Annotated in this window: 8 protein-coding genes; 2 read left to right on the top strand and 6 right to left on the bottom strand. The window is 70.8% G+C overall.

The window, feature by feature from the left end; genetic code table 11:
• Positions 1 to 44: 44 nt before the first annotated feature.
• From ACTJJZ_RS05450 to ACTJJZ_RS05440, 3 genes are all read right to left on the bottom strand, one after another.
• Positions 45 to 2,162 carry an endo-beta-N-acetylglucosaminidase gene (locus tag ACTJJZ_RS05450; protein WP_440720166.1) on the bottom strand — a complete coding sequence of 706 codons (2,118 nt, stop codon included), beginning with the start codon at positions 2,160 to 2,162 and terminating at the stop codon, positions 45 to 47.
• A 232-nt stretch (positions 2,163 to 2,394) separates the two neighbouring features.
• Positions 2,395 to 3,945, bottom strand: coding sequence for a signal recognition particle protein (ffh, locus tag ACTJJZ_RS05445; protein ID WP_440720165.1), 1,551 nt, complete (start codon positions 3,943 to 3,945; stop codon positions 2,395 to 2,397).
• Positions 3,946 to 3,984: 39 nt separating this feature from the next.
• Positions 3,985 to 4,572, bottom strand: a complete 588-nt coding sequence (locus ACTJJZ_RS05440; RefSeq protein ID WP_440720164.1) for a TetR/AcrR family transcriptional regulator — start codon at positions 4,570 to 4,572, stop codon at positions 3,985 to 3,987.
• 85 nt (positions 4,573 to 4,657) lie between these two features.
• On the opposite strand from ACTJJZ_RS05440, the gene lipB reads away from it, so the two are divergent.
• Both lipB and lipA read left to right on the top strand, forming a co-directional pair.
• Positions 4,658 to 5,296 carry a lipoyl(octanoyl) transferase LipB gene (lipB, locus tag ACTJJZ_RS05435; protein ID WP_440720163.1) on the top strand — a complete coding sequence of 213 codons (639 nt, stop codon included), beginning with the start codon at positions 4,658 to 4,660 and terminating at the stop codon, positions 5,294 to 5,296.
• On the top strand, positions 5,293 to 6,282 hold the full coding sequence (gene lipA / locus ACTJJZ_RS05430; protein ID WP_440720162.1) for a lipoyl synthase: 990 nt from the start codon (positions 5,293 to 5,295) through the stop codon (positions 6,280 to 6,282). The genes lipB and lipA overlap by 4 nt, the downstream gene beginning before the upstream one ends.
• A 68-nt stretch (positions 6,283 to 6,350) precedes the next feature.
• Here lipA and ACTJJZ_RS05425 read toward each other — a convergent pair whose 3' ends face one another.
• The 3 genes from ACTJJZ_RS05425 to smc form a co-directional block, all read right to left on the bottom strand.
• On the bottom strand, positions 6,351 to 6,851 hold the full coding sequence (locus ACTJJZ_RS05425; protein ID WP_440720161.1) for a DUF2004 domain-containing protein: 501 nt from the start codon (positions 6,849 to 6,851) through the stop codon (positions 6,351 to 6,353).
• Between the two features lie 80 nt (positions 6,852 to 6,931).
• Entirely contained in the window at positions 6,932 to 7,807 is an 876-nt protein-coding gene (gene ftsY / locus ACTJJZ_RS05420; protein WP_440720160.1) for a signal recognition particle-docking protein FtsY, read from the bottom strand.
• Between the two features lie 64 nt (positions 7,808 to 7,871).
• A complete protein-coding gene (gene smc / locus ACTJJZ_RS05415; protein WP_440720159.1) occupies positions 7,872 to 11,420 on the bottom strand; it encodes a chromosome segregation protein SMC in 3,549 nt (1,182 codons plus the stop codon).
• Positions 11,421 to 11,890 lie beyond the last annotated feature (470 nt).

Raw genomic sequence — 11,890 nt, 5'->3', positions numbered from 1 at the left:
CCCGCCTCTTCTTTCCGCCTGACCGCGCGGTCGGCCCGCGGAAGCTATGCGCTGAGCACGGCCTTCACCGGGGCGCTGCGGTGCAGGTCGCCGCCGAACCCGACGAGCTGGAACTGACGCCCTCCGGCCAGATCGACTGCCTCCGCGAAGAACACGTCGCGGTGCACCCGACCCAGCCAGGTGGTGCCGGAGTCCCCGATCTGCAGCACGTCGTAGCCGATGGCGTCGGATCGGAGGTCCCAGGCGAAGGTCAGGTGCCGGCGCCCGTCGCCGGCATCGCCTGCATCGGCGACCTGGAAGCCGGTCGGCGTCGCGGGCTTGAGCGGCTTCCCGGCCGCCCGCAGCGCAACCCTGCCCAGGTGCCCGCCCCCGCTGGTGCGCAGGGAGATCCGCGCGATGCGGCGTCCACGGACGTCGACCTCACCTGTCCAGCCGTCCCAGGAGGAGGAAGCGTCCGACTTCGTGAGCGGACGCCAGTCGATCTCGGACGGCGCATCCTGCCAGGTGATGCCCAGATCGATCGTCTGCAGGCCCTGCGCACGCAGCTCGGCCGCCATCGCCTTCTCGGCCGTCAGATCGGTCTTGAACAGGTGGATCACTCCCCCGCCGCGCAGGGCGAGGCTGTGCCCGCTGCCGTAGCTGACCGACTCGTCGAGCGTCACGACGACGTCGCCCTCGGTCCAGTACTGCCAGGTGAGGGCGCGATCCGCGCAGCCCATGTTGTCCCAGCCGCGGTCGCGCACCTTCGCGCCGTCGAGGAAGAACGCGGATCCGACCCCGACGTTGAAGTCGGTCGCGATCGGCAGGTCGCTGTACGGGGAGCGCTCGGTGATCCAGTGTGCGATGCCGTCCCACTGCCGGTAGTTCAGCGTGTCGGTGCGGTACGGAGGCGTTCGCGGTTCGAGCCGGCCCGACGACTGCGGGTTCCCGGTCGGGCCGGACCAGAAGCGCTGCTCCAGGTCGCGATAGGTGGTGCGCCCTTCGACGGTGGACGTGGTGCCGTCCCACGAGCCGTTCAGCCAGATCTGCGAGTCCACGAACAGCGCGACCGAGGTCGGCGCGGGCCGACCGGGGCCGGCGACGCTGCCGAAGTCCTCTTCGGGCCGGAACCCGCCCTTCTGATGCTCGACGCCTGCGAAGCCCACGGTGCGCGGATCGCGGCCCGCCGCGACCGCCGATGCCGCGCTCTTGGTCAGATCACGATCTGCGCCTCCCGTCGTGGCCTGCCACCAGTAGTTCATGAAGATGGAGTCGTAGATCGGCGCATCGCGAGTGCCCAGCCAGCGCAGGTTGTTCTCGCTCAGCCTGTTCTCGTAGCTGACCTCGCCGCTGTCGAAGTCCGCCGAATCGTAGCCCTGCAGATAGAAGTCCGGGTCCGCGCGCTTGAGGTAGCGCAGGAAGTCCTGGAACTTCTTGATCTGCGCAGCGCTGACGCTGCCCTCCTGGTTGATGAACAGGCCGTCGAAGCCGAAGTACTTCCGGATCTGGATCATCTTGTCCGCCACCGGGAAGGATCCGTCGCCCGCCTGCACGAGGAACGCGTCGAAGTCGACGGGACGGGGCCAGAACCAGCCTCCGATCGAGAGCGCGCCGTTCTTGTGCGCGGCCTCGGTCCAGCCCGGATTGGGGATGTCGATCACGCCGTACGGACGCCCGGGGGCGCGCTCCCCGTCGATCATCTCGATCGGCGCCGGGCCCTTGACCTGGCCGTGCCAGGTGCCCCAGATGTCGATGTACGGCCAGTACCGCTGGGTGTACACCTGCGGCTCGAGCCCGATCGCCTGGTTCTGGCCCTCGTAGATGCTCCCCGCGTCGTCGATCGTGAGCGTGGACAGCTGCACGGCCGGGTCGAGGTCGGGATGCGCCTGGGTCGCCGCGAAGGGCGCGATGCGCGTCGCGCGCGGGATCAGGCAGCGCAGATGCCGCGCCCACGGCGTCGTGGCGGGGTCGAACGCGAGAAGGTCGTCGGCCGCCCAGCCGAACGTGTAGGGCCCGGCGGGCGTGCCCCCGGATGCTGGCACCGGAGCCGCAGCGGCCCCCGACGCCGCGGCCGCGGTGCTCGGACGGGACGCCGCGAAGGCGGTACCGGGGTTGCCCGCCAGCAGCGCCGCCAGCCCGACACCCCCGACGGTCAGGAATGTTCTGCGGTCGATCTCAGTCATGTGCACCCTCCAGGTTGCGCTCCGTTGCGAATCGAGTCCCTGCCGCGAACATCGGAGGCCTGGACCCGCGCATGAGGCTATAACGTTTTAGTGAAGGTGACAAACATTCGTCGGCGCGTCGCGACGACAGGCCTCCGACCGCGGCGCGACCCGCAAGACACGACGGCGCGACCCGCCGGACACGACGGAGCGCCCTGCCGCATGCGGTCAGGGCGCTCGCGATCGCCGCGGGTCAGCTCTTGCCGAACAGCTTCTGGATCTCGGCGAGGTCGTCCTCGGTGGGCGCCTTCTGCCCGCCGAGACCGAAGCCGGAGCCGGTCGGCGCCTGGTTCGTGCCGAGGCCCGCATTCTCGGCGGCGCGCCTGGCCGGGTTGCCGGAGCGGGATCCCGCGCTCTTGCCCTTCTTGCCGCGCTTCGACGAGGCGCCAGGGCGGCCCATGCCGGGAACCGGTCCCATGCCGGGGATGTTCGGGGTGCCGCCGCGGGCCACGGTCTTCATCATCTTGGCAGCCTGCTCGAAGCGCTGCACGAGCTGGTTGACGTCGGTCACGGTCATGCCGGACCCCCGGGCGATGCGCAGCCGGCGCGATCCGTTCAGGACCTTCGGGTTGCGTCGCTCCGCCGGCGTCATCGACCGGATGATGGCCTCGGTGCGGTCGATCTCGCGCTCGTCGAAGTCGTCCAGCTGCTGCTTCATCTGGCCCATGCCAGGGAGCATCCCGAGCATCTTCTTCATCGAGCCCATCTTCTTGAGCTGCTGCATCTGGTCGAGGAAGTCCTCGAGCGTGAAGGTCTCGGTCGCGAGCTTCTCGGCCATCTTCATGGCCTCTTCCTCGTCGAAGGCCTGCTGGGCCTGCTCGATGAGGGTGAGGATGTCGCCGAGGTCGAGGATCCGGCTCGCCATCCGGTCCGGGTGGAACGGCTCGAGGTCGTCGAGTCCCTCGCCGGTGGAGGCGAACATGATCGGGCGGCCGGTGACCGAGGCGACCGAGAGCGCCGCACCACCGCGGGCGTCGCCGTCGAGCTTGGAGAGCACGACGCCGGTGAAGTCCACGCCGTCCTGGAAGGCCTTCGCGGTGTTCACCGCATCCTGGCCGATCATCGCGTCGATGACGAACAGCACCTCGTCCGGGTCGACGGCCCTGCGGATGTCGGCCGCCTGCTTCATCAGCTCGGCGTCCACGCCGAGGCGGCCGGCGGTGTCGATGATGACCACGTCGTGCAGCTGCCGGCGGGCGTGCTCCACGCCGTCCCGCGAGACCCGGACCGGGTCGCCGACGCCGTTGCCCGGCTCCGGCGCGTAGATCGTGGCGCCGGCCTGTTCGGCGACCACCTGCAGCTGGGTCACGGCGTTCGGGCGCTGCAGGTCGGCCGCGACCAGCAGCGGGGTGTGCCCCTCGCCCTGCAGCTGCTTGGCGAGCTTGCCCGCGAAGGTGGTCTTTCCGGATCCCTGCAGCCCCGCGAGCATGATCACGGTCGGCGGGTTCTTGGCGAACTCGAGCCGGCGCTGTTCGCCGCCGAGGATCGCGATGAGCTCCTCGTTGACGATCTGCACGACCTGCTGCGCCGGGTTGAGCGCCTTGTTGACCTCGTCGCCGAGGGCGCGCTCGCGCACCTTGGCGGTGAAGTCCTTGACGACGGGCAGCGCGACGTCGGCGTCGAGCAGGGCGCGCCGGATCTCCCGGACGGTCCCGTCGACGTCGGACGCGGACAGCTTGCCCTTCGTGCGCAGGTTGCGGAAGGTCTCGGTGAGCCGATCGGAGAGCGTGCCAAAGGTAGCCATGGTGTGGCAATTCTACGCGAGCGGTGCCCGCGCCATGGCTCAGCCCCAGTGCAGGTCGGTGATCCTCGGGAGGGCGTGCCGCAGCTGCGCGAGCGGCGAGCCGTGGCCCGCACCACCCTCGGCCCAGACCCGCAGCGACGACAGCACGACGACGGCGTAGGCCGCGCCCAGCACGTCGGCGCGGATGCGCTCAACGCCCGCCTCCCTCGCGGCCTCGGAGAGCGCCGCGGCCAGCCGCCCCTGGCGGAGGGCGGACTCGTGCTGCAGCTCCTCGTGCAGCCCCATCGCGGTGGCGTTTCCGAACGCGAGGGCCAGCGGATCCGGCTCGAGGCCCTGCAGGACCGCCGCCAGCACGGCCTCGATCCGCGCGGGGTCCGCGCCCGTTCCCGGTTCGGCGAGCGCCTGCACAGCCGCGTCGATCCGCTCGTCCAGGCCGGACCACAGCACGTTGCTCTTGGACGTGAAGTAGTTGAAGAAGCTGGAGCGGCTCACGCCGGCGCGCTGCGCGATGTCGGCGATGGACGTGCGCTCGTAGCCCTGCTCGAGGAACAGCTCGCACGCCGCCTCGGCGATGGTCTCGCGGGAGGAGACCCGGGGGCGGCCGACTCCGCGGGCTGGTCTGATCACCACGCCACCGTATCGCGCCGCGCCGCCGGGCTCTTCACGGCGTATTGTTGAACTGCATTCAACAAATCGATCAGAAGGATCGGACATGCTCGACATCCAGACCGTGGGACTCGCCCCCGACTTCGTCCCCTATCTCGACGGGTGGGACCTGCAGCGCCGCGTCCACGCCGACGTCGTCGCCGGGACCCGCCCCGACACCCTGCTGCTGCTCGAGCATCAGGCGGTGTACACGGCCGGCAAGCGCACCGAGCCCCAGGAGCGCCCCCAGGACGGCACGCCCGTGGTCGACGTCGACCGCGGCGGCAAGATCACCTGGCACGGCCCCGGTCAGCTCGTGGGCTATCCGATCGTGCGCCTGCCCGAGCCGATGGACGTGGTCGCCCACGTGCGGCGGCTGGAGCGGCTGCTCATCGACGTGCTCCGCCCGCTCGGGGTGGACGGCTACCAGGTCGAGGGCCGCAGCGGCGTGTGGGTGCGCCGCCCGCTCTCCGAGGACAAAGTCGCCGCGATCGGCGTGCGGGTCCAGCAGGGCGTGACCATGCACGGCTTCGCCATCAACTGCGACAACACGCTCGCCGGTTTCCGCGGGATCATCCCGTGCGGCATCACGGACGCCGGTGTGACCACGGTGAGCGAGGTGGTGGGCCGGGACGTCTCCCCCGCCGACATCGTCGACCAGGTCGCAGCCGCGTTCGCCGCCGACTACGCGGAGGTGGCCGCGTGAGCGCCGCCCCCGAGGGACGCAAGCTGCTGCGCCTGGAGATCCGCAACGCCGAGACGCCCATCGAACGCAAGCCGGAGTGGATCAAGACCAAGGCGAAGATGGGGCCCGAGTACAAGGCACTGCACTCGCTGGTCAAGGACGAGGGCCTGCACACGGTGTGCCAGGAGGCGGGCTGCCCGAACATCTTCGAGTGCTGGGAGGACAAGGAGGCCACCTTCCTGATCGGCGGCTCGCAGTGCACGCGCCGCTGCGACTTCTGCCAGATCGACACCGGCAAGCCCGCCGACTACGACACCGACGAGCCCCGCCGCGTCGCCGAGAGCGTGCAGCAGATGGGCCTGCGCTACGCGACCGTCACGAGCGTCGCCCGCGACGACCTGCCAGACACCGGCGCCTGGCTGAACGCCGAGACCGTGCGGAAGATCCACGACCTCAACCCGAATACCGGGGTGGAGCTGCTGGCGAACGAACACAACGCCGACCCGGCGTTCCTCGGCCAGATCTTCGACGCCCGGCCGGAGGTGTTCGCGCACAACGTCGAGACGGTGCCGCGGATCTTCAAGCGGATCCGTCCCGCGTTCCAGTACGAGCGGTCGCTGAACGTGATCACGCAGGGGCACGAGGCCGGCCTGATCACCAAGTCGAACCTGATCCTCGGCATGGGCGAGGAGCCCGAAGAGGTGATCCAGGCGCTGCAGGACCTGCACGACGCCGGCTGCGACATCATCACGATCACGCAGTATCTGCGCCCGACGCCGCGGCATCTGCCGGTGTCGCGCTGGGTGAAGCCGGACGAGTTCGTCGCGTTCAAGGAGGAGGCGGAGCGGATCGGATTCCTGGGCGTGCTCGCCGGGCCGCTGGTGCGATCCTCGTACCGCGCGGGACGCCTCTGGGCGCAGTCGATGCGGTCCAAGGGCCGCCCCATCCCCGCGCACCTCGCGCACATCGCGGAGAGCGCGGACCTCGGCTTCGCCCAGGCCGTCTGAGACCCGGATCGCCGGGCGAGGCGCAGGGGGGCTCCCTCGCCTGGCGGTCCGTCTGTGCGCGGGCGGGCTCAGTCCGCGCTCATGACCGACAGCACGGAGCCGTCGGATCCGAAGTTCACCAGCAGCACGTCCTCGTTGCCCTCGACGTCGAGAGCGTACTCCAGCACCGCGAACGGGTCGCTGCCGCCGTGCTCGTCCACGAGCAGCGTCATGCTCATCAGGCGCAGCGAACGGATGATGTCGACGGCGGCGTCGCCGCTCACGTCGACCAGGTGATCCTCCAGCTCGTCGCCGTACTCCTCCTGCTGCTGCAGGATGTACTCGGTCACCTCGCTGGCGCGGTCGTCGACCTCGGCGAGCATGGCGCGCCGGGCCTTCGCATCGATCGCCTCGACGCCGGAGACGAACGCCGCGGCGATGTCGAGAGAGTCGGAGGACACGTCCTCCTGGTCGGGGGCGGTCAGATCCACGGTCAGGGCGTGGTCGCCGAACTCCACGGTCTCGGACCAGAAGATCGATCCGTCGGGTCCCGAGGAGAGCAATCCGAAGAAGTCGTGTTCGATCGCCATAGGCCTATAAAACCAGTCTTGTGCGCGGGGCGGTAGTCCGCGGGACGCGTGCCGGGGAACGGTTCGGCAACGGGCCCCGATCAGCTGCCGACAAGCGCCTGCACGAACACGTGCGGGGTGAAACCGGTGAGGTCGTCGATGCCCTCGCCCTGGCCGAGGAGCTTGACCGGGATCCCTGTGCGCTCCTGCACGGCGAGCACGAATCCGCCCTTCGCCGACCCGTCCAGCTTCGTCAGCACGAGGCCGGTGACCCCGGCGTGCTCGAGGAACGCCTCGGCCTGCATGACCCCGTTCTGACCCGTGGTCGCGTCCAGCACGAGCAGCACCTCGCTGATCGGCGCCTGCTTCTCCACGACGCGACGGATCTTGGACAGCTCGTCCATCAGCCCGCCCTTGGTGTGCAGCCGGCCGGCGGTGTCGATGATGACGATCTCGGTGCCGTTGTTCTTCGCGTACTCCACCGTCTGGAACGCGACGGACGCGGGATCCTGCCCCTGCTGCTGCGGGCGGACGATCGCGGCGCCGGCGCGCTGCACCCAGGTGCCGAGCTGCTCGACGGCGGCGGCGCGGAACGTGTCGGCAGCGCCGACGACGACCGAGCGCTCGTAACCGCGCAGGAACTTCGTGAACTTGCCGATCGTGGTCGTCTTGCCGACGCCGTTCACGCCGACCACGAGCACGACGGCGGGCCGCTCGGTGAGCTTGAGCGTGGTGTCGAACTTCGCGAAGTGCTCCTCGAGCGTCTCGCGCAGCATGCGCTGCAGGTCCTTCGGATCCGTGGTGCGGTACCGCTCGACCTTCTCGCGCAGCTCGTCGACCAGCCGCTCGGTGATGTCCGGGCCGAAGTCGGCGGTGAGCAGGGCCGTCTCGAGGTCCTCCCAGGTCTCCTCGTCGATCGTGGGCTTGACGAACATGCCGCGCAGCGCGCGACCGAGGGACCAGGACTTCTCCGCCATGCGTCCAGCCTACGGGGATCGCGTCTGCGCACCCCGCGTGTTCGCCGAAGGCGCTCGGCCGGGCTCAGACGGCGGCGGCGGCGCGGTCGCCGACGCGTTGGCCGACCACGGCCGACACGCCGTCCTGCCGCATCGACACGCCGTAGAGCGCGTCGGCGATCTCCATCGTGCGCTTCTGGTGGGTGATCACGAGCAGCTGCGAGCTGGCGCGGAGCTGCTCGAACACGGTCAGCAGGCGCCCCAGGTTCGCGTCGTCGAGCGCGGCCTCGACCTCGTCCAGGATGTAGAACGGGCTGGGGCGGGCCTTGAAGATCGCGACGAGCAGCGCGACGGCGGCGAGCGAGCGCTCCCCGCCCGACAGCAGCGACAGGCGCTCGATCTTCTTGCCGACCGGGCGCACGGCGACCTCGATGCCCGTGTTCAGCAGGTCGTCCGGATCGGTGAGCGAGATGCTGCCGGCTCCTCCGGGGAACAGCAGCGGGAACACCTCGGTGAACGCCTGCCGGGTGTCCTCGAAGGCCGCGGCGAAGATCGTCTGCATGCGCTCGTCGAGCTCGGCGATGATCGTGAGCAGATCCTGCCGGGTCTTGGTGAGGTCGGCGAGCTGCTCGGTGAGGAACGCGTGCCGCTGTTCGAGCGCGGCGAACTCCTCGAGCGCGAGCGGGTTGACCCGGCCGAGCTGCGCGAGCTTGCGCTCCGCCTCCTGCAGGCGGCGTTGCTGGATCCGCCGGTCGAACGGGATGCCGACCGGCTCCTCGTCCCCGGCCTCGCCGCCTGCCTCCGCCGGTGCGCCGCCATCGTGTGGGACGAGCTGGTCGGGTCCGTACTCCGCGACGAGGATGTCCTCGTCGAGTGCCAGCTCGGACTGCACCCGCTCGAGCAGGCTGGACAGGTGCAGTTTCTTCTCGTGGATCTGCAGTTCCAGGCCGTGCACGCTCTCGGTGAGTCCGGCCAGCCGCTCCCTGATCGACGAGTCCTGCCGGCGCAGCGCGGTGAGCTCCTCGTTCTGTGCGGAGCGGGCCGCCTCGGCGGCGGCCAGTGCGAGCCGCGCCTCGGCGACGGACCGGTCCAGCGAGTCCAGGATGCGCGGCAGCTCCTCGGCCACGCCGGACGCCGTCTCGCGCTGTGCGCGACGGATCACGGCACGCCGTGCGGCCTCGGCGGCCGCCTCGCGTTCGCGCTCGCGCTGGCGCTCCAGGGTGGCCACGCGGGCCTGCGCCGCACGGACGCGCTCGCGGAGCGTCTCGATCCCCAGCCGGGCCTCGAGCTCGGCCTCGCGCGCCGCCTCGAGAGCCTCGAGCAGTCCGTCGCGCGCGGACGCGTCGAGCACCGGACGGGGAGCGGCGTCCGCGGTCGCGAGGGCGTCCTTCGCCGCGTCGGCCTTGGCCTCCGCGTCCGCGACGGCCGCCTGCGCCTGGGCGAGGCCCGTCTCGAGGCGCTCGCACTCGGCGATCGCCGACTCGTGCTGGACGGTCACGCGGTTGACCTGTTCGGTGTACGCGGCCAGCGCCGCGTCGCGCTCGCGGAGGGTGCGCAGCGCTTCACGGGACTCGCGCCTGGCGATCTCGAGGGTCTCGGTTCCGTCCTCCTTGGCCTCGCGCAGGGAATCGACCACGACACGGACCTCGTTCAGCCGCTCGAGGGCGGCGTCGCGCTCGGCGACGAGCTCGAGACGCGACCGCTCGCCGCCGGACCCCGTGTGCAGGGTATGCGCGGTCAGCACCTCTCCCGCACGCGTGACGATCGTGAGCGGCGTGGCGGAGACCGCCGCCGTCGCCGCGTGCGCCGACCGCGCCGCGGCGAGATCGTCGACGATGAGCACGTGCGCGAGCACGCCGAGCACGCCCGCGGGGGCGGTCACGACGCTCGGAGCGGGCGTGGTCCCGGCGATCCCGGCGTCCGCGATCGCCGCGCCGGGCCCCTCGGAGATCAGGATGTCGTAGGCGCCCACGGTCGTCTCGTCGGAGGCCAGGGCGAACGCGGCGTCCGCGTCATCCACGAGCACGCCTTCCGCGAGAGGTCCGAGCACCGCGGCGATCGCCGCCTCGAAGCCCGGCTTCACCTGGACCGCGTCGCCGACGAGACCGCGCACCCCGGGACGCCCCGAGGCGACGATCTCGGCCGCCCCGCCCGTCACCGCGATCGCGCTGCCGAGCGCGGCCGCCTTCGCCATCAGCGCCTCGGCCTCGCGCTCGGCGGCGTGCAGCCGCTCCCGCAACCCTTCCAGCTCGCCCTCCGCCGCGACCACCCGCGCCTGTGCGCGCTCGTACGCCTCCGCGTGCTCCGCGGCGGTCCCTTCGGGGGCCTCGCCCTCCTCGATGCGCTCCCGGGCCTCCGCAGCCTGCCGCCGGCGCTCGTCCGCCGCCTCCAGCGCGTTCTCCTGGCGCAGCACCGCTCCGCGCACCGCGGCAAGGGCCGACGCCGCCGCCTCGGCCTGGCCGCGCAGGGTGCTCAACCGCATGTCGTGCTCGGACACCAGGGCGCTCTGCTCGGCGATGTCCACGTCGAGGGCGTCCAGCTCGGCGCGCGCATGGCCGACCTCGCGGGTCGCCGCCTGGGCGGCGTCCTGCGCCCGTCCGATGCCGGACGAGATCTCCTCGACCTCGTCCTTCGCCTCGTCGATCGTCGCCTGCGTGACGGTCACGGCGGCGACCGCGGCATCATCCTCGTCCGTGCCGAGCAGCGCCAACCGCTGGTTGGCGAGGGTGTACAGACCGCGCATGCGCTCCTGCACCTGCTCCAGTCCGAACGCGACGCGACGCGCCTCGTCGACGGCCGCCGAGTTCTGCGCGCTCTCGAGCCGGGTGATCTCGGAGCGGATCCGGTCCGCCTGCTCGCTCAGCACGACCCGCTCGGCGTGCCGCTCGTGCTCGTTGCGGGTGTGGTCGGCGAGAGCAGTGCGCAAAGCCACCACGTCGTCCGCGAAGATGCGGGCCTTCGCGTCTCGGACCACGGAGGCGATGGTCTGGGCCTCGCGGGCGACCTCGGCCTGGCGCCCGAGCGGCTTCAGCTGCCGGCGGATCTCCCCGGCCAGGTCGCTGAGGCGGGTGAGGTTGGTCTCCATGGCGTCGAGCTTGCGGAGGGTCTTCTCCTTGCGACGGCGGTGCTTGAGGATCCCGGCCGCCTCCTCGATGAAGCCGCGGCGGTCCTCCGGCGACGCCTGCAGCACCGTGTCCAGGCGCCCCTGCCCGACGATGACGTGCATCTCACGGCCGAGACCGGAGTCGCTGAGCAGCTCCTGCACGTCGAGCAGCCGGCAGCCCTCGCCGTTGATCGCGTACTCGCTCGAGCCGTTGCGGAACAGGGTGCGGCTGATCGTCACCTCGGCGTACTCGATCGCCAGGGCGCCGTCGCTGTTGTCGATCGTCAGCTGCACTTCGGCGCGGCCGAGCGGTCCGCGCGTCGAGGTGCCCGCGAAGATGACGTCCTCCATCTTGCCGCCGCGGAGGGTCTTCGCGCCCTGCTCCCCCATCACCCAGGCGAGGGCGTCGACGACGTTCGACTTCCCGGATCCGTTGGGGCCGACGATGCAGGTCACGCCCGGCTCGAAGGCGAACGTGGTCGGCTGCGCGAAGGACTTGAACCCCTTGAGGGTCAGGCTCTTCAGATGCATGGGCGCGCGCAACGGTCGACGGAGATCACGGGCCCTACGCTATCGCGGCCGCTCGAGCTCCCCGGCGAGAAACGCGCGGGGTTCAGGGATTTCTGTGTGTCGCCTTGACGTCTGCTGTGAGGCTCCGCTAGCGTGACAGATCCGAGCCGCGAGAGGAGGTTGCCGAAATGATCATTCGCGCTGTGTTCACCCCATTCCGTGGGTCCGATGCGTCCCCGGCGACTTCCGCCGGCGTCTGCGCGCGTCACGCCGCATAACAGGCGCACTCCCCCTCGTCCCGGCCTGAGGCCGGCCTGACGCTTCGAGCGTCCGCGATCCCATCCGCGACTTCCGCGTCGATGCCCGATCGCCTTCCCGATCCGGACGCACAGTCCCGGATCCGTCTCCACACCCGTGACACGCGACGCGTCCCACCGGGCGCCGACGCGTGGTGCGAAACCGCCTTTCCGGCACGACCAACGAAAGCGATC

The sequence above is a fragment of the Microbacterium sp. 22242 genome (assembly GCF_052045495.1).
In the GTDB taxonomy this organism is placed as follows: Bacteria; Actinomycetota; Actinomycetes; order Actinomycetales; family Microbacteriaceae; genus Microbacterium.
This window is presented reverse-complemented; position numbering and strand designations above follow the sequence as displayed.

What these genes read in the sequence shown, in the direction of transcription:
- ACTJJZ_RS05450 (WP_440720166.1), bottom strand. Translation starts at nt 2,162, where the DNA reads ATGACTGAGATCGACCGCAGAACATTCCTGACCGTCGGGGGTGTCGGG.
- ffh (WP_440720165.1), bottom strand. Translation starts at nt 3,945, where the DNA reads ATGGCTACCTTTGGCACGCTCTCCGATCGGCTCACCGAGACCTTCCGC.
- lipB (WP_440720163.1), top strand. Translation starts at nt 4,658, where the DNA reads ATGCTCGACATCCAGACCGTGGGACTCGCCCCCGACTTCGTCCCCTAT.
- ACTJJZ_RS05425 (WP_440720161.1), bottom strand. Translation starts at nt 6,851, where the DNA reads ATGGCGATCGAACACGACTTCTTCGGATTGCTCTCCTCGGGACCCGAC.
- ftsY (WP_440720160.1), bottom strand. Translation starts at nt 7,807, where the DNA reads ATGGCGGAGAAGTCCTGGTCCCTCGGTCGCGCGCTGCGCGGCATGTTC.
- smc (WP_440720159.1), bottom strand. Translation starts at nt 11,420, where the DNA reads ATGCATCTGAAGAGCCTGACCCTCAAGGGGTTCAAGTCCTTCGCGCAG.